14 protein-coding genes and 1 pseudogene are annotated in these 17,980 nt (G+C 53.9%); 3 read left to right on the top strand and 12 right to left on the bottom strand.

Annotation, left to right across the window (positions count from 1 at the left end; translation table 11 throughout):
- Positions 1–617: 617 nt before the first annotated feature.
- The 6 genes from FFS57_RS18095 to FFS57_RS18070 all read right to left on the bottom strand — a co-directional run bounded on the left by FFS57_RS18095 (position 618) and on the right by FFS57_RS18070 (position 9,038).
- Positions 618–1,655 carry an NAD(P)H-dependent flavin oxidoreductase gene (locus tag FFS57_RS18095; RefSeq protein ID WP_137939219.1) on the bottom strand — a complete coding sequence of 346 codons (1,038 nt, stop codon included), beginning with the start codon at positions 1,653–1,655 and terminating at the stop codon, positions 618–620.
- A gap of 202 nt (positions 1,656–1,857) precedes the next feature.
- Positions 1,858–3,336, bottom strand: coding sequence for a metalloprotease TldD (gene tldD, locus FFS57_RS18090; RefSeq protein ID WP_137939218.1), 1,479 nt, complete (start codon positions 3,334–3,336; stop codon positions 1,858–1,860).
- Between the two features lie 11 nt (positions 3,337–3,347).
- Positions 3,348–3,857, bottom strand: a complete 510-nt coding sequence (locus FFS57_RS18085) for a hypothetical protein (RefSeq protein ID WP_137939217.1) — start codon at positions 3,855–3,857, stop codon at positions 3,348–3,350.
- A complete protein-coding gene (locus tag FFS57_RS18080) occupies positions 3,854–4,714 on the bottom strand; it encodes a carbon-nitrogen hydrolase family protein (RefSeq protein WP_137939216.1) in 861 nt (286 codons plus the stop codon). The genes FFS57_RS18085 and FFS57_RS18080 overlap by 4 nt, the downstream gene beginning before the upstream one ends.
- A 144-nt stretch (positions 4,715–4,858) precedes the next feature.
- Positions 4,859–8,734, bottom strand: coding sequence for a YhdP family protein (locus FFS57_RS18075; RefSeq protein ID WP_137939215.1), 3,876 nt, complete (start codon positions 8,732–8,734; stop codon positions 4,859–4,861).
- 79 nt (positions 8,735–8,813) lie between these two features.
- Positions 8,814–9,038: a hypothetical protein gene (locus FFS57_RS18070; protein ID WP_137939214.1), complete on the bottom strand. Its 225-nt coding sequence runs from the start codon at positions 9,036–9,038 to the stop codon at positions 8,814–8,816.
- A gap of 160 nt (positions 9,039–9,198) precedes the next feature.
- Here FFS57_RS18070 and glnE point away from each other — a divergent pair, with 160 nt between their 5' ends.
- Entirely contained in the window at positions 9,199–11,889 is a 2,691-nt protein-coding gene (gene glnE, locus FFS57_RS18065; RefSeq protein WP_137939240.1) for a bifunctional [glutamate--ammonia ligase]-adenylyl-L-tyrosine phosphorylase/[glutamate--ammonia-ligase] adenylyltransferase, read from the top strand.
- Positions 11,890–12,099: 210 nt separating this feature from the next.
- On the opposite strand, the gene FFS57_RS18060 is transcribed toward glnE, so the two are convergent.
- Positions 12,100–13,485 carry a D-2-hydroxyglutarate dehydrogenase gene (locus tag FFS57_RS18060; RefSeq protein ID WP_137939213.1) on the bottom strand — a complete coding sequence of 462 codons (1,386 nt, stop codon included), beginning with the start codon at positions 13,483–13,485 and terminating at the stop codon, positions 12,100–12,102.
- Between the two features lie 125 nt (positions 13,486–13,610).
- Here FFS57_RS18060 and serA point away from each other — a divergent pair, with 125 nt between their 5' ends.
- The gene (gene serA / locus FFS57_RS18055) at positions 13,611–14,840 is read left to right on the top strand and encodes a phosphoglycerate dehydrogenase (RefSeq protein WP_137939212.1); all 1,230 of its coding nucleotides are present in this window, start codon (positions 13,611–13,613) and stop codon (positions 14,838–14,840) included.
- Between the two features lie 32 nt (positions 14,841–14,872).
- Here the strand turns inward: serA and FFS57_RS18050 are convergent, their stop codons facing one another.
- Entirely contained in the window at positions 14,873–15,331 is a 459-nt protein-coding gene (locus FFS57_RS18050; protein ID WP_137939211.1) for a GFA family protein, read from the bottom strand.
- A 110-nt stretch (positions 15,332–15,441) separates the two neighbouring features.
- Positions 15,442–16,299 (bottom strand): class I SAM-dependent methyltransferase, encoded by an 858-nt coding sequence (locus FFS57_RS18045; protein ID WP_137939210.1) that lies wholly within the window; start codon positions 16,297–16,299, stop codon positions 15,442–15,444.
- A 187-nt stretch (positions 16,300–16,486) separates the two neighbouring features.
- Between FFS57_RS18045 and FFS57_RS18040 the strand changes: the two genes are divergently transcribed.
- A complete protein-coding gene (locus FFS57_RS18040; RefSeq protein ID WP_137939209.1) occupies positions 16,487–16,804 on the top strand; it encodes a hypothetical protein in 318 nt (105 codons plus the stop codon).
- 248 nt (positions 16,805–17,052) lie between these two features.
- On the opposite strand, the gene FFS57_RS18035 is transcribed toward FFS57_RS18040, so the two are convergent.
- The 3 genes and pseudogenes from FFS57_RS18035 to FFS57_RS26295 all read right to left on the bottom strand — a co-directional run.
- Entirely contained in the window at positions 17,053–17,655 is a 603-nt protein-coding gene (locus FFS57_RS18035; protein ID WP_137939208.1) for a hypothetical protein, read from the bottom strand.
- Positions 17,656–17,762: 107 nt separating this feature from the next.
- On the bottom strand, positions 17,763–17,843 hold the full coding sequence (locus FFS57_RS26300) for a hypothetical protein (protein ID WP_502705926.1): 81 nt from the start codon (positions 17,841–17,843) through the stop codon (positions 17,763–17,765).
- Between the two features lie 46 nt (positions 17,844–17,889).
- Positions 17,890–17,946, bottom strand: a pseudogene (locus FFS57_RS26295) (hypothetical protein); the annotation flags it as partial.
- Positions 17,947–17,980: the final 34 nt, after the last annotated feature.

Genomic DNA, 17,980 nt, shown 5'->3' with positions numbered 1-17,980 from the left:
ACGCTCGCATAGCAGCGTTTGCACGCGCCACCATCAGCGTCTGGGTTCGCCAACAGCGTAGACACAAGCGATTGGCCGAATTCTGATAATGCAGCTCTCCACATTCGGCACATGGAATTCGATTATCCATCACCGGAATTGGTGGAACCGACTGATATTGCTTAGACATATATTACTCACCCCTAATACTAGTCGCACTGCAAGAATTTGCACGACTTTTCGACATGATGTCGACAACACAAACCATCTAGACAATCGACTGTACGGCTTGTTCCGGCGGGGTCGCCGGATTGTGCGCTAGCGCAGGGTACCGCTGCCAGGCAGTGAGACGGGTCACGGTCGGTGACAGTTGGCCGCATTGCATCACACAACGCGCCTGTTTACAGGTGATATGCCTGTTTGTAGTATCCAATCAGTCACATCTGAGGCTATTGTACGGATATTTGCACACTGCGCAATAGCCCCACGCAACATTCATTTATTTTTTATTTTCAATGCACAAAAATAATGCATAGATGTGCTGTGAACCCACACACGTGAGTTAATTATTGCCGAAATATTAAATTAATAACAATTCATTGCGTAGCCTGGCAAGAATCTTGCATTTCGATGCATGATTATTTGCACTGATTCGACAAACTGTCGAATGCCAGGACCGCCTCATTCATGATTCTGGGCATCAGCTCAGCCACAGTCGGCACATCATCAATCAAGCCCTGTACCTGCCCGATCATCTGCACACCATGATCGAGATCACCCTGTTCTGTTGCTTTCTTGAAACGAGGGGTGGCTGCGCCAAAATACGCAATCTGCAACATCATGCCGGGCCCTTTCAGCACTGTACCCAACAGTAGCTTGGGGATTGGCATCCGCATCTCGCGTGCAACAGTAAGCGAGGTAAACAAAGCTTTGATCAACCCCATCGGTTTCTTTTGCAAGTACTCACTCATGGGTGTTTTCATGACACGACATGGGATGCCGTCGAAGCGGGTTGAATACAGCGTATCAGACACCTGCTTTTCTGCAATTGCTGCCTTGGTCTGGCTGTGCACCGGGCTTTCTCGCGTCATGGCAAAGCGGGTCCCCATGGCAACGCCATCTGCCCCAAGCGCTAATGCAGCCAATAATCCAGCGCCATTCCCGAAACCGCCTGTCGCAATAACCGGAATCTTCACTTTCCGTGCAATGGCTGGCACCAGCACCAGCGAGGTCACCTCTCCGCCGTGCGCGGCTGCTTCATGCCCAGTAACCAATAAAGCATCACAGCCGATTCGTTCGGCTGCCTGTGCATGTTTTTCAGTAACTACGGTTGCAATCACCTTCCCACCGTAGGCATGAGCACGCTGTACGATCCAATCACCTTTGCCCAGTGAGAAATTGATGACTGGTACCTGATCTTTCAGTGCGACCTCCGCATTTTCCCTTGCGCCCGGCATCATCAACGTACAACCAATACCAAATGGTTTGTCCGTCAGACTTCGAATCTGACGAATTGCTTCACGAGTCTGCACTGCAGTCAGGGGCCCGGTCGCCAAAATCCCCAGACCACCGGCATTACTGACTGCAGCCACGAGCTCCGGCACAGCAATCCAGCTCATACCAGGGCAAACAACAGGATGCTCAATGCCAAGCAATTCAGTCAGGCGTGTTTTCATGGCAACCAATCATAGTTAGACAACAAGATTATGACGAGTCTAAAACAAGCGTTTGCTTGATTCAATCAAATTACGTACACAGGTCACATGATGAATAGTACGTCCAAGAATCAGCATTCCCTCTCGTCAACTCACACCTTGTAACGAAGGCAAAAAAAGCCGTGTGGGTGACCACACGGCTTTTGATTCGCAAGCAATCTAATCAGGCTGTACCGCCCACGGTCAATCCACCATCGATACGCAAGGTAGGCTGCCCAACACCAACCGGTACACTTTGACCTTCCTTACCACAGGTACCCACACCAGGGTCCAGCTCCATGTCATTGCCAATCATGGTAACTCGAGTCAGTACATCTGGGCCGTTGCCGATCAACGTAGCCCCTTTCACCGGATAGGTGATCTTGCCATCCTCGATCATGTAGGCCTCAGCGGCAGAAAACACGAATTTGCCACTGGTAATATCAACCTGGCCACCACCAAAATTGGCGGCATATATGCCATGCTTGACCGAAGCAATGATCTCGTCACGGGTTTTATCACCAGACAACATATAGGTATTGGTCATACGTGGCATCGGGATATGGGCATAACTTTCACGGCGGCCGTTACCTGTTACTGGCACGTCCATCAGACGTGCATTCAGCGAATCCTGCAGATAGCCACGTAGAATGCCATTTTCGATCAGCATAGTGCATTGGGTCGGATTTCCCTCGTCATCGACATTCAATGAACCACGACGCTGATGTAGCGTGCCGTCATCCACAACGGTAACGCCGGTTGCCGCCACCTTTTCTCCGATTCGACCAGAGAAGGCGCTAGAACCCTTGCGATTGAAATCACCTTCGAGTCCATGGCCAATGGCTTCGTGCAACAAAATGCCGGGCCAGCCCGCGCCCAGCACTACCGTCATTTCACCAGCCGGTGCAGGTCGAGCAGAAAGATTGATCACCGCCTGATGAACCGCCTTCGCGGCATAATCACGCAGTATGGCATCGTTAAAATAGGCGTAATCAAAGCGGCCACCTCCACCAGCGCTACCTTGTTCCCGCTTACCAGCTTCCTCTACAATCACCTGAATCGACAACCGTACCAACGGGCGCACATCGGCAGCCCGTACCCCATCATGACGCGCCACCATCACGACCTCGTATTCGGCAGCCAAATGCGCAATCACCTGTGTCACTCGCGGGTCCAGCGCACGGGCATAACCTTCAATCCGCTCCAGTAGCTCAATCTTGTCCGAATCGGTAAGACTGGCGATCGGATCGTGCGGCAGGTAAAGACCACGGCCATGATGCTGCTGCACAACACCGATCTGGCGACTGCCACCGTGACGCGCAATGGCACGGGTGGCATCAGCTGCCTGCTTCAGCGCAGGCAGGCTGATATCATCGGAATAGGCAAAAGCAGTTTTCTCACCAGAAACTGCGCGGACACCCACACCCTGATCGATATTGAAGCTACCGGATTTGACGATTCCTTCTTCTAGCGTCCAACCTTCCGAACGGCTGTATTGGAAATACAGATCGGCATAGTCCACATCATGCGTCATGATATCGCCGAACACATGATCCAGCGCATGATCATCCAGCGAATAAGGGGCTAACAGGGTATCCCGTGCGGTCTCGAACAAGACCGACGGGTTAGGTTGATAGATTGCGCTTGTGGCTTGTGTCTGCATGATGGTTCTCTTCATTCTGTCGGTGAACGGCGCCGTACACTGATACGTCGCGCCCAGCCAGGTTCGCTTTCTTCGGCAGCGGTCAACTGCCCATCCAGCTGTCGGGATAAAGTCGATTGTAACGCAATGAGCTCGCGCCGGCCGATTCGTGCACAAATACCCCAGCTGGCAAACACGCAACCCAGGTATTGCAACGTACCTGCCAAGTGCAACGGCTGAGGCCATTCGGTAGCACCACCCAGCCACTTGGCCAAAGGCATCAAGAAGAAGATGATCAATCCGAAGACAATGCTGGGCGCCCCACGTGACCGTAAATCGATATGAACCAGTGCACGGTAGCCAACCATGCCGATCACCGCACTGGATAGCCAATAGCTCCATTCAGTCGGTACTGCGTGTCTCACATACCACGCAACGGCCAATCCCACCAATAGCCATACCCACCAGCCATACCGTAAAGCTTTGACCAACCGGAGTTGGCTGGCCGTCAGTTCGACTGGATCGCGTCGCAGCAATTTCACAAGGTGCGATGCGACAGTGCCGGCAGGCTACCACGAAGGCGCTGCTGGTAGGCTGGATTGATGTTGGCAATCACGATTCCCGAACCACGCGACAACCGATCCAGCACCACCCCCCACGGATCAATGATCATGCTGTCGCCATGGGTTTCACGGCCATTGCGGTGGTAACCACCCTGTGCTGCAGCAATGATATAAACCAGATTTTCAATCGCCCGGGCACGCAGCAGTGGCTCCCAATGCGCCTTACCAGTCGTTTCGGTAAAGGCCGCCGGCACCACGATCAAGTCAACGGGATGCATAGCACGATACAGTTCCGGGAAACGCAGGTCATAGCAAATCGACAATCCGATGCGGCCGAATGGCGTCTCAACTACGATCACATCCTTACCTGGTTCAATCGTGCGCTCTTCGGAATACTTTTCCTCACCCATCTCCAAACCGAATAGATGGATCTTGTCATACCGAGCGACCTGCTTGCCTTTGTCGTCATACACCAGACAGGCATTGCGGACCTTACCCAACTGGCTGCTGACCAATGGCACCGAGCCACCAATGATCCACATTTTGTATTTCTTGGCCATCTTGGCTAGAAAACGCTGGATTGGTCCTTTACCTTCCTCCTCCCTGGCATCGACCTTGTCGGTTTCCTTCATGCCCATGATAGCGAAGTACTCAGGCAAGACCGCCAACTTGGCCCCTTCCTTGGCCGCCATATCCAGCAGCATCTCCGCTTCCGTCAGATTGGCCGATACCGACGGTCCGGAGGCCATTTGAATTGCCGCCACGCGGGTTGCACCGACAACGGATTGGGGTACGGCTTTTTTGCTCCTGCTTGATGTATGTGCTTTGGTAGACATGTTCAGGTTCTCGTTATTTTGCCCTGCAGCCGGCAGATGCCAGCAGAATTGGTCCACATGTAACATGCCAGACCAGCCTATCAGCCCGATGGCCATACTAATGTCAATCTGATAGCGAACCCAGCGGTGTCAAGGGATTCGCTTTTACTTTCCTGACTGCGGCTCTCGCTTGGGTTTAGCGGGTATACCCTTTTCCACTTTGGGCTCCCGCCAATCGCCACTGATCCGGTATTCATAGGCAATCAATTGCCCGATCGGTTCCTGCATCAGCTTCTGCAGTACCAACGCACCGACACCAGCCAATGGGTTGGCCAATGCAGCCCAGGCCGCAATGGAAATCCCATCGCCGACCTTGGGTACGACACGTACCGACAGGTTCTGTGTTTCTTTCACCACATCCACATCGCCTTTCATGGTAATGACAGCAGCAGGCCCAACAATCACACCATTGTCGGTATTCATGACCCCTTTGTTGACCAGCACCCTGCCGGTCACGGTGTCAAACGCCAATCCCTCACTGAATACATCACCAAAATCAAGCGTCATGCGACGTGGCAAGGACTGCAACGACAGAATACCCAATAGCCTACCAATGCCTGGGTCGATCTTTTCGAACTGGCCATTTTTAGCCTCCAGCATCATCTGACCGGTCAAGGTGGCCAGCACCGGGTCATAAGGGCTGCCCTGCCAACTCAATTTCCCCTCCAGCTTGGCATTACCTTTGCGGATCGTGTCGGCGTAACCGAAGCGGGCTAGGTATTTACCGACATCATCACTTTCAATCCGGAAATTGAACTGCGAGCTTTCCGGCCGGATCCGGAATGCCCATAAGCCATCAGCTTTCAAGGTACCATCCGGCGCCTGCAAGACCAGGCGTTCGAAACGCAAGGTATCGTTACGTGGCTGGGCACGTAGCTCGAGCTTGCCGATGTTCTTTTCTTTATAGAGCACGTTGTCGATGGCAATATCAAGCCAAGGCAGGTTATTACCTTGAGTCATGCTGACGGCATCCGGGCTACGCTCTGCATTGGCCAATGGCAGCTGCAAACGTTTCAATCGGGCTGTCACGCGGCCGCTTTCGTGACTGTTCCAACTGATAACACCCTGCAGTTCATGGCTGCTGACATTGAACAGCCATGAGCTGCCTTCATGCTGTGCACTCAGCTTCACATCGCGCAATGTCTTGTCCAGAATGGTCATGCTGTTGGCACGTACATCATTGATGCTCAACGAAGCCAGCGTGCTGCTACCATCACCGCTACTCAGCAATGGCAACCAACGATCGACATCAAATGCTGACAACGTACCGGACACATTGACCCCAGACCGGATTGTTCCAGCCATTGGAATCGGCTCACCCCCTAAGCCAGCTTGTTCCGGCAGCGGATTCAATACAACATTGCCCGCCATTGGCTGATCCGGCCTTTCCAGCATATCCAACATCAGTTGCCGATCAAGCCGCAGTTGCCAACGGGTCTGCCCTGCACTATCCGCCAATTGCAATCGTAATGGACGCTGCTCACTCGCCGCCTTGGCAAACGGCGGTGGCAGATCGGCTGCCATACCCTGCAAATTCGATTCCACCAGCAGATCAGTCCCGTTGTGACGGATCAACAACCCCAACTGAAAGGCTGTATCGCCTTTCAGCTGTCGATACAAGGGACGATCCAACCAGCCTTGCAAACCAGCCCCGGTCACCCGGCCGCGTCCTGTAATACGCACTGTACCGTCCGCCAAGGTATCTGCATTCGCCACATAGCGTCCACCCAAAGCCTCCCCCGCAAGATTATTGAAGGCGATACCCCGTTCCGTGAACTGCAGTGTTCCCGTGACATTGTTTAGGAGCGGAATGGACTTCCCGAAATCCAGTCGATTACTCGCTAAACGGACAAGACCAGCAACCTTGGTGTCATCGGTATGTTGCAACGGGATATCCAACTTGATACCCAAACGAGCATTCCCTTGCGCCTTGATACCTCGGGTGAAACCATCCAACGCTTGGTCTACCGGGCTGCTGTCGACAAACCGCAGAAAATCATCCGTTCTACCTTCTACTTCACCATTGATCAACAGCTTGTCACCCCGGTTAAGGCTGGGGATATCACCTTGCACTTTCAGAATGCGTGTACCAAATATGTTGCCACTTTTGCCATCGATCCGCAGTCGATCACCAACAAAGGCCAATTTTGCATTCAATTTGTCGATTCTCGGCCAACCCGGACCAAACATCAAATCGATATCACGGGCATCCACATCTACCCGGAACTCACCGCTGTTGGGTCGTTCAAATGGAAATTGATCCAATTCACCACGCAACACCATGCGGGCATTTTCTGCTGTGCCGGCTTTCAGCGCTGCCTGTAACCAATGGCGAAAATCCGCAGACGTCACCAGCGGCATATAACGCCACACCGCGCTGGCATTTACACTGCCCAGTTCAGCCTGTAAATCGGCCCAGCCCGCGCCCTTGCCAGTGTATCGATATTCACCGGAAACCCGCAGATTCAGATCTGGGTTGACGACCCGCATGCGGCGAAACTGCGCCCGCCAAGTCTTGCCATCCCGCTTCCAATCCAATGCGGCATCCAGCTTGGTCAATGCGAGGGGACGCTCGAATACACCCGGCAAGGTCAAGCTGGCCTCCTGGCTATCCAGTGTCATGGTGCCACCTTGCTCGCTAGCCATGATCGCACCCGTCAAACTGGTAACACCTGGCGAACCATCAATAGGCGCCAGGCTGACCTGCTCAAATGCACCACTGAAACGATAGCTTTGTGCAGGCGCGGCCGCCCATTCAAAACGAACATCCCGCAATCGCCCCTTTGGATTGGACTGTTGCAGGGCGCGGTTGACTCGCTCTGGCAAGGGTAAGGTACTGGCCAATTCGGCCAGTGGTGCCAAATCCAGAGCTGGCGCATTCAACTGGGTCAACTGCCAGCCGCCCGCTCCTGTATCTGTCAGTTCCACTTGCAAGTTGCGCTGCCGGATGTCAGCCCCTTGACGGCGGTCCAGATCAAACTGAGCAATCTGCAGATCATAGCGCTGGCCGGTTCGCTCCAGGTTGAATTCAGTATTCATGCGCTGTACGCTCAGTGTCGACAATTGCGGACCTAACCTGACCTGCACATCATTCAACTTTAACGCCATCTGTAAGCGTTTTGGCTTGCCACGGTCCAGCGTAAGCTGACCACTGACGCCCCCCTTACCACGCTCAAGCGAGACCGGGTAATGAATCCATTGGCGCCAGGCAGCCAGATCCGCGTAGTCGAGCGAGAAACGTGTCTGGCCAGACCAACCGCCCAATTCGGTCAGTCGCTTACCACGCAGATTACCTTGCAGCATCAGTTGTGATGCCAGCTGGGCTGGTGGTCTGCCCAACAATGTAAAACGGTGGTAGCCGAACCGATTGTCCAGGCGGAAGTCGACCTGATCGACCGTCAACGGTGGCGCCTGAAACTGATCATCCAGCCAGGTCAGCTGCGCCTGGCGAATATCGATGGCAGACTGCTCAAGCACCCAATCGCCAAAACCACTATCAGGGCCATCACCATTCAACGGGATACCTGCCAGGGAAATCACACCCTCCTGGCTACGTCGCACCACCAATGCTGGGCGTTCCAACGTCAGCGACGCAAAACGGAGCTTGAACAGCACTGGTGACCACCATGACACTGTCGCTGACACTTGATCAAACGCAACTGCGGGCCGCCCGCCAGTATCGAATAGATGGACATCCCGGAACACAATACGCGGTGACAGACCATCCCAATAACCTGACAAATTGCCAATCGTCATCGGCAAGCCGATCTCGCGAGTGGCCAATCTCACCAAGTCCGGCCGGTATTGATCCAGATTGGGAAACAACCAGAACTGCAATGTCGCCCACACGGCCAACAACAGCACACCAACAGCCAAGGTGATGCGTAATATGGCACGACAGTGCCAAGCAATGGCGCGTGAGACGAGCTTGCGACAAAAACGGAAGTAAATGGAAGCCTTGCTTGGCGAAGTATCAGACATCAACAATCAGTATCACGGGACAAGGCAGCGATTTCACACTACGCTTGTCGGCCTTATCGCAGGCCACGCCAAAGGCTAGTCAAATATGATTGGGCACAGCCACACCCCGCTGTGCTCCGTCCCAGAATGCAGTCGGGCAGTTTGCCAGCCCTGTATCAACCAGTCGAAACAGTTTGGCCTGAAAGAAAGACTGCGCCCATTCGCAGTTACCTGGATCAGGTTGGAAGGGCTCATCGACATCAGGTCTGTCTGCATACGGCACATTCAGGACTACCCGGTCGGACAACGACCACCACGTTTGCACGTAACAGTCATTTGTCCGATACACTTCTCAATCTATACCATTTCCATGCGTAACCCAGCCTGAACGAAACCAGCCAAATCATCATTGGCATCACGCTGTGGCAACAATAGGATATTGGAATATCATCGAAATCGCCGCCATTCTATCGAAAGCCCTGCCGATGCGCGAACACCAATCCGCTACCCCATTTGATCTGGCCAGCCAACATAGCCGCTACCTGCAACGTTTGCATACCGCCAGTCCCATGCTGGTCAGCACCGAAACCGCACTGGCACAGCAACCGTACGACAAAGCAGCAATGCAAGCGTTCATTGCCGAACAGCCCGCCGTCACCGATGAGGTCGGACTGAAACGTCTGCTGAGAACCCTGCGCAAACATGTCATGGCCAGAATCATCCTGCGCGACATCAGTGGCCTGGCGAACCTCAATGAAGTCGTCAGCTCCGTAACCAGCTTGGCTGAAATCAGCGTTGAACAGGCCGTTAAGCACCATGCACATTGGTTGCACCCACAATTTGGCGAGCCGATTGGCGACGAGACCGGTACGCCACAACAATTGATTGTGGTTGGCATGGGCAAACTGGGTGGCGGCGAATTGAATGTCTCGTCGGATATCGATCTGATTTTCGTGTATCCGGAAGATGGCACCACCAATGGCCCCCGCAAGCTATCGAATCACGAGTTCTTCACTAGACTGGGACGCTTGATCATTGCCACATTGCACGAGCCAACTGCCGATGGCTTTGTATTCCGAGTCGATATGCGTTTGCGACCCTATGGCGACTCCGGCCCGCTGGTATCGAGCTTTGCCATGCTGGAGGAATACCTGCATACCCAAGGCCGCGAATGGGAACGCTATGCCTGGCTGAAAGGTCGCGCCCTGACTGGGGATGCTGAGGGATTATGGGCGCTGGTCAAGCCCTTTGTCTATCGCAAATACCTGGATTACAGTGCCTATGCTTCGATGCGTAGCCTTCATGGTCAGATTCGTCGCGAGGTAGCACGACGTGACATGGCCGAAAATATCAAACTGGGTCCAGGTGGCATACGCGAAATTGAATTCATCGCACAGGTGTTTCAGCTGATCCGCGGTGGTCGGGAACGCGGCCTGCAACTACGCTCAACCCGGGCCGTACTTGCCTGGTTAGGCCAACACAAACTATTGCCACACCATGCCACACATGAGCTGCTGGATGCTTACACCTTTCTGCGCAATCTGGAACATCGCTTGCAATATCTGGATGACGCGCAGACACAAACCCTTCCGACACAAGCAGAAGACCGGCTGCAGATTGCCCACAGCATGGGTTTTGATGGGTTGGGTGCTTTTGAGAAAACCTTGCAACGGCATCGCAGCCGGGTCACCAATCATTTCGAGCATGTCTTCACAGCCCCACAGGACGAAGGCGAACACCCACTGGATGACTTATGGCAGGACGACGAATACAGTGAACAGCACACTGCCAAACTGGCTGAACTGGGGTACCACGAGCCGGATACCGTCAAGCAGTTGCTGGGGCAAATGAAATCCTCATCCCGCTATCGGCAAATCCCGGAGCGCAGCCGCAGACGGCTGGATGCACTGCTACCACCGATCATCGAAGTAGCAGCAGGCATGCCCAATCCGGACGACACCTTATCGAGAATGATCCGACTGCTGGATACCATCCTACGTCGCGAATCCTATCTGGCATTGCTGAGTGAACACCCACAAACACTCAAGCGGCTAGCCAGTCTGTATAGTGCCAGCCCATGGGTTTCCGACTATCTGACACGCCACCCGATTCTGCTGGATGAACTGCTTGATGCCAGACTGCTCTATGCCGCACCCGATTGGCCACAAGCACGTGAGCGGCTGGCCGCAGAGCTGGATGCCGTCGCCGGCGATGCAGAACAGCAGATGGACATGTTGCGACACTTCCAGCACACCCACCTGTTCCGGCTGGTTGCGCAGGATCTGGCGGGCCTGTTGCCGCTGGAAACCCTATCAGACCATTTGTCGGATCTGGCTGATCTGATCTTGGCTGAAGTGCTGCGTTGCTGCTGGCTGGCTCTACCAGGCAAGCATCGTGATATGCCACGTTTCGCGATCATCGGTTACGGCAAACTGGGTGGCAAAGAATTGGGCTACGCCTCTGACCTGGACCTGATCTTCTTATATGAAGATGATCATGACAGTGCGGGTGAGAATTACGCCAAGTTGGCCCGGCGTATCGGCACTTGGCTGAGTACATCGACTGCTGCTGGCATGCTGTACGAGATTGATCTGCGATTACGCCCCAATGGCGAAAGTGGGTTGATGGTAACCAGTATCGAAGGCTTTGCCGATTACCAGCATGGCCATGCTTGGGTATGGGAACATCAAGCCCTGACCCGCGCCCGCTACTGTGCCGGCGATGTAGCCGTTGGTGAACAATTCGAGACAATCCGACAGCACGTGCTGATGCAACATCGTGACTTGGCTACCTTGCGTCAAGAAGTTTATGCCATGCGTCACAAAATGCTGGAAAACCGACTGGGCAGCCGTGAAGGCTTTGATCTGAAACATGGCCGTGGTGGCATCATTGATGTGGAATTCATCGTACAGTATCTGGTATTGGCTTATTCGGCAGCTCACCCGAAACTGACCGGCAACAAAGGCAATATCGCCCTGCTTGGTTTTGCAGCAGACGCTGGCCTGTTACCAGCAGATCAAGCCTTGGCAGCACAACAGGAGTATCGTGAATACCGTCGGTTACAACATGCACAACGGCTTGATGGGCGAAAGCGTTACATCGTGGATGAAACTGCGATTGAGCCGCATATTGCAACGGTAATGGCGGTGTGGTGCACGGTGTTTGGACAACCCTGATCTGCCATCCCCAGAAGGCATTATCACGGCATTGCCCAAGTAAAACATTCGTACCTTTGCTTTAAGTTCTGTTGACATCTCCAACAGGATAGCCACGACACCGGTAGCTGGTTGGATTCCTGATCAAATGGAGCGACCCTTGAAATGGTGCTGTCGCAAGCGGACCTGGACAGCACTCACTTTTGGCACCTACACGACGCCGGCCGAAAATTACAGCAATTTTCCGGGATTCATGATGCCTTTAGGGTCAAACACCTGCTTGATACCACGCATCAGCTCGATTTCGGCGGCTGAGCGGGTGTAATCCAGATAAGGCTGCTTGGTCAACCCCACGCCATGCTCGGCCGAAATGCTGCCACGATACTGGCGGACCAGGTCGAATACCCATTGGTTCACCTGCTGGCAGCGGCCGACGAAATCCGGCATCGACAGATCGTCCGGCTTCAGCACATTGATGTGCAGGTTGCCATCGCCAATATGGCCAAACCAGACCACCTCGAAATCCGGGTACTCACGGGCCAGGACCGCATCCAGTGCCTGCATGAACGGCGGTACATTGGCAATGGTGATGGCAATATCGTTCTTGTAGGGCTTTTTCGGTGCAATCGATTCGCTGATATCTTCGCGCAAACGCCACAATGTCTTGGCCTGCGTATCGGACTGGCTGATCACCCCATCGACAATCCAACCTTGCTCCAGCGCTTGTTCGAACAATTGCAGGGCCAGTTCCTGCTCTGCATCGCTCTGGTTCTCGAACTCAAGCAATACATAATAATTGCTCTCGCTTTCAAATGGCCGTTGTAGATGACCACGTGCCAGCACATGTTTCAACGCCTTTTCCGAGAAAAACTCGAATGCTGTCAGATCGATGCGGCTACGGAAGCTGTTGAACACATTCATGATGCCCTCCAACTCTGGCACCGCCAATACCATGACTGACAGCTCACGTGGCGCACGGGCCAGCTTCATGGTGGCTTCCACCACAAAGCCCAGTGTACCTTCCGCACCAATGAACAGATGGCGCAGGTCATAGCCTGTTGCATTCTTGATCAGGCCATTGTTCAGTTCCAACACCTCACCACTGCCGGTCACCACTTTCAGGCCCACTACCCAGTCACGGAACAGACCATAACGTACCACCTTGATCCCGCCTGCGTTAGTCGAGATGTTGCCACCCAGCCTGCTGGAACCACGCGAGGCAAAATCCACAGGGAAGTATAAGCCTTGCTCGTGTGCAAATTGTTGCAAACGTTCGGTGATGACACCCGCTTCACACACTACCGTGCGATCGACTGGGTTGAAATCGCGCAAGTTATCCATGCGGTCGAACGACACAACCACTTCACCCTGCCTGGCCACCGCCCCCCCTGACAGACCGGTACGCCCGCCAGAGGGCACCAGTGCAATCTCATGTTCATTGGCCAAGCGCACCAGCGCTTGCACTTCGTCCACCATTTTGGGAAACACCACTGCAATCGGCTGTGGGGTGTAAATGCGAGTCCAGTCCAGGCCATATTGATTGAGTGCATCGGTATCGGTACGCACTCGCTGGTCGGTAAAAATCTGCTCAAGGGCGGGGATCAGGGAAAAGCTCATGGTGTTGTCATGTATCGTTGTTGTGAGGTCAATAGGCCACCCATGCAAGGGTTGGCCACATATACAGCGCCTGTGCCATAATACCCAATCGATTTTATCAGGTATTGTCACCGCGTGAGGCTGGAATGAAACGATATTCGCTGGATAAACACAAGATCAAGTTTCTGTTGCTGGAAGGTGTGCATGAATCTGCTGTCGCGGCGCTGAAGGCTGATGGTTATGAAAACATCGACTATCATCGCAAATCGCTACCCGAAGCAGAACTGATCGAGGCCGTGCGTGATGCACATTTCATCGGCATCCGTTCCCGTACGCAACTGACTGATGCCATTCTGGCCGAAGCATCAAAGCTGATTGCCGTAGGCTGCTTCTGCATCGGCACCAATCAGGTTGATCTGACCGCTGCCGCCCTACGTGGCATCCCGGTATTCAATGCACCATTCTCCAATACACGTTCCGTTGCCGAACTGGTGATTGCCGAGGCCATCATGCTGATGCGCGGCATCCCCGAAAAATATGCCATTGTACGCCGGGGTGGCTGGGTTAAATCGGCAGAAGGCAGTGTGGAAGTCCGTGGCAAAACCCTGGGCATCGTCGGCTATGGCCATATCGGCACTCAGGTCGGCGTGCTGGCTGAAGCACTGGGCATGCAGGTCGCCTTCTACGATATCGAAACCAAGCTGCCGCTGGGCAATGCACGCCAAGTCAGCACGCTAGATGAACTACTGACGCAAGCCGATGCCATCACCCTGCATGTGCCGGAAACCGCCCAGACCATGAACATGATCGGCAGACACGAGCTGCAACAGATGAAACCAGGCAGCCACTTGATCAATGCCTCCCGCGGCACGGTGGTGGATATCGATGCACTCGCTGCAGCCCTGTCCAGTAAACACCTTGCTGGTGCCGCGATTGACGTATTCCCGGTTGAGCCCAAAGGCAATGATGAGGAATTCCTGTCACCGTTGCGAGCATTTGACAATGTGATTCTCACCCCGCATATCGGCGGCAGCACGCTGGAAGCCCAGGCCAACATTGGTGCCGAAGTCGCCGCCAAATTCCTGCGATACTCCAACAATGGATCAACCCTGACCGCCGTCAACTTCCCGGAAGTATCGCTACCCGCCCACCCCGGAAAATGCCGACTGCTACACATTCACCGCAATGAACCCGGTGTATTGGCACACATCAACGAGGTGTTCTCCGCCAACCGCATCAATATTTCGTCACAGTTCCTGCAAACCAACGAACATGTTGGCTATGTGGTGATGGATGTCGATGTCGACTCCAGCCAGGTAGCGCTTGAGGCATTACAACAAGTGACCGGGACAATTCGGTGCCGGATTCTTTACTAATTCCAGTCCAATCCCGCGACACAACAGGGGCGTCACTCGTCCTCGCCCGACGCCTGGTCACAGTAAGGTGAAAGCCTGGAGGGATTGTGCAACGCCTTGCCGGTAATGACGGAAGATACGCGCCACCACTTTGGTCGTTTTGAAACAAATGAATGCTTGGTGGGGGCGAGTTCTTTGCTGTTGGGCGAATCGAAAACACCCAGGACAAGTGCGATGGTCGGGTTGTCGTCTATGGCACCCAAAGTACTACCACAGTTCGAGCAGAATGCGCGGCTTGAATACGCTGATGAACGCCAAGTAGCAGGCATGCCACCAGCACCCACCCATTGCACGCTGTCTTTCGGAAACTCAACCCAGATCTGGGTCAACGCGCCAGAATGACGCTGACACCGCTTACATGAGCAGGTGTGTGGGTTCAACGCCGGGCCAGATGCAACGAACCGGATGGCACCACATAAACAGCCACCGGCATAGGTTTTGACCTTGTTCATGACGCCCTCCCCCTCAATCATGGCTCATCTGATGCCGAACGTCCGAGGTAGTGGGTAGCCACAAGTAGGTGAAGCCCACATGCGGATACCCCTCCTGTCTTGTTGGATTGTTACGTCGTCGCCAGCAGCAACTCTTCCGTGTTGTTCGGCGGATGCAAACCGTCTTCCCTGCCCGCAAAATAGCGCTCAGAGAGTGCCGCAGCAGAAACATGCTCGACCTTCCTGAAGCCCGCTTCACGTGCCAAGGCCTGCATTTCGTCAGGTGTGAAGAAACTGATCCAAGGTGTACCGTTCGATGCCGCACCCGCTGCTGCGCGCTCAACACCTGGACGAACTTCCGGATCAGTCAGCTCAATTGGCAACATGAACGACATAACCAGTGTCGAACCCTGCTTGAGTGTCGCAACCTGCCGCAGCGTTGCCAAGATTGCTGCTTTGGTCAGGTACATACTGACACCAGTAGAAGCCACCACCGCCGGTTTCTCAATATCGAAACCCGATGCATTCAATTGCACCCACCAATCATCCCCTGCCTCAAAATTCACTGGAATGAGGTGCAGGAAAGGCGGAATACCGAAGCCAAGTTCAACGAGGCGCCGCCGCTTCCATGCCTGCGTAACCGGGTGGTCAATCTCGAACACCTGTATGCCAGAGGCAGTCGCAGGTTGTCGCTGCGCAAAGGTATCCAGCCCCGCCCCCAGGATTACGTATTGCGACATCCCCTGCGCGACTTGTGCTACGACCAGATCTTCGACAAAGCGGGCGCGAGCGAGGATGGAAGCACGAAACGGCCGTGTGAATGGACTCATGTCTGGGCGATTGCGCCAGCCCTCATCAGGGGCGATCAGCTTCAAGCCTACAACATCTTCAAATACGTGCGGAGGGGAATCAAGTTCTACATGCAACGCACGCCATAGTGCAGTGCGCACTGCAGTGTTGTCTGGTACAACGACTTGCTTATCGGGCATGACACATCTTTCTTGTGATTTAAAGACTTGAGTTAACGGGTGGTCAGCGAGAAGCAAAGCGAAAAGCCGCACGGTGGCCCAAACGGCCGGTCAAGCGTTCATTACGGGCACATGCGGCACTGGCCGAAATCGGAATCCACTGCTGCTATCCACTGAAATCGCGAAGCCACATGAACCCCTCCTTGGCATGTACGATGCCACCACAGCGTGCACATACAAACTTCTTACCAACCGCCTGCTCGCCATGGACACGGAAGTTACAGATCATGGTGCCGCAGGCGATACACCGGCGGAACGATGTCAGGAGATGAAAGACCAGCATGCCGCCGACAACCGCTACAACCAACGCAACGACTGCAGCCACTGTGTTGTACGCTGCGAATACCACAACGTAAACGATGCAAGGAAGCAAGACGAGCGTTCCAAGGATTCGAAACACCAGCGCAGCACGATCAAGCATCCTGTTGAAGTGCTCGGGAGCAACGGACATTTCATGTGCACCTAACCATGTGATACTCACCCATCAAGATGCATATCCAGTTTTCTTGGGTATAAAGCAGGCTAGACCACCCACTCCCCCGCTTTCCCTTCCACGAAGAAGGGATCAATCCATCAGTATCCATGCCCCATTGTGAATCGCAACAACGTGCAACATGCCGAATATGGCAATTAAAGCCAATTCAACACTCTATTCCGAATTTGCACGATGCATTGTTTTGTCAGCCGGGACAAACATATAACGGATGCACCTGACTAGGATACATGTCTGACATGAGCCGTTTTGGTGGGGGTATCAATGAAGAATAGGTCGATGAATTGCGCCGACGCGCCCAGAGCGACGAAGAAGATCCCTAGTCGCGCAATCCTGCGCAGCTTGAGAGTCTCTCGGAGAGCATCATCATACATTTGCGTTAACTCAGTACGGCTACCCTCAATAAGTAGAAGCGCGCGGTCAACCATGGTTTTCGATGGTACATCGGCCTGGACATGGGCAAATTTGCTTACAGCAAAGCGGCGTATGCTGTTCGGTGACTTCCCCTGTAGAAATGCCAGAACCTCGCAAGCCGCTGGATCGTTTCCGGCCTTATGAGTCAACGCGTTCGGATCCTCACGAAACTCTGCCTCCATCTCCAGTAGTGACAGGTACTGGCTCACGAATGCTGTTAGCGACAGCAACCCCTTGTTCAGGTTGACAACAAGCTCCCTGGCAGTTGCATCAATGACACCCTGCTTCTGCTGAAACTCCGCAAATGAGAGGTTCGCTGTCTTCGACCGATGTAGATCAATGAATAGAAAGCCGAGCCCGAGAATCTCAACTGCGAGCCCGAAAACAGTCAGCCAACTGGTTTGAAACATGTGGATACTCCTAAAGTTGAGATGTACGCGCACTAGCGAAAGGGCACGAAACTCATAACATTTTGCATCCCTGATGGTTGACTGCATCCCATTACACACAAGTCCCTTCACGTTGATGACAGCCGCGCAATCAGCCGGATCACTTCATTCAACTGTCGCGGCTTCAACGGCGGCCTTTGCTTGTTCAGGATGTACGCGCCGCGCCAGCCGTTCGGCCATCAACACCGCGCGTCGATCCAGTCGGGGATCACCAAGGTCAAGCGTGTCGAGTTCTGCGGCGGCCCAGTTCATGCGTGAGGTGCTTCATCAGTGCGGGGGGAGGTAT

It is taken from the genome of Chitinivorax sp. B (assembly GCF_005503445.1).
GTDB lineage: Bacteria > Pseudomonadota > Gammaproteobacteria > Burkholderiales > SCOH01 > Chitinivorax.
The sequence above is the reverse complement of the archived record's forward strand: the minus strand, read 5'-3'. Positions and strand labels throughout refer to the sequence as shown.

What these genes read in the sequence shown, in the direction of transcription:
- FFS57_RS18095 (WP_137939219.1), bottom strand. Translation starts at nt 1,655, where the DNA reads ATGAAAACACGCCTGACTGAATTGCTTGGCATTGAGCATCCTGTTGTT.
- tldD (WP_137939218.1), bottom strand. Translation starts at nt 3,336, where the DNA reads ATGCAGACACAAGCCACAAGCGCAATCTATCAACCTAACCCGTCGGTC.
- FFS57_RS18080 (WP_137939216.1), bottom strand. Translation starts at nt 4,714, where the DNA reads ATGTCTACCAAAGCACATACATCAAGCAGGAGCAAAAAAGCCGTACCC.
- FFS57_RS18075 (WP_137939215.1), bottom strand. Translation starts at nt 8,734, where the DNA reads ATGTCTGATACTTCGCCAAGCAAGGCTTCCATTTACTTCCGTTTTTGT.
- glnE (WP_137939240.1), top strand. Translation starts at nt 9,199, where the DNA reads ATGCGCGAACACCAATCCGCTACCCCATTTGATCTGGCCAGCCAACAT.
- FFS57_RS18060 (WP_137939213.1), bottom strand. Translation starts at nt 13,485, where the DNA reads ATGAGCTTTTCCCTGATCCCCGCCCTTGAGCAGATTTTTACCGACCAG.
- serA (WP_137939212.1), top strand. Translation starts at nt 13,611, where the DNA reads ATGAAACGATATTCGCTGGATAAACACAAGATCAAGTTTCTGTTGCTG.
- FFS57_RS18050 (WP_137939211.1), bottom strand. Translation starts at nt 15,331, where the DNA reads ATGAACAAGGTCAAAACCTATGCCGGTGGCTGTTTATGTGGTGCCATC.
- FFS57_RS18045 (WP_137939210.1), bottom strand. Translation starts at nt 16,299, where the DNA reads ATGCCCGATAAGCAAGTCGTTGTACCAGACAACACTGCAGTGCGCACT.
- FFS57_RS18040 (WP_137939209.1), top strand. Translation starts at nt 16,487, where the DNA reads ATGTACGATGCCACCACAGCGTGCACATACAAACTTCTTACCAACCGC.
- FFS57_RS18035 (WP_137939208.1), bottom strand. Translation starts at nt 17,655, where the DNA reads ATGTTTCAAACCAGTTGGCTGACTGTTTTCGGGCTCGCAGTTGAGATT.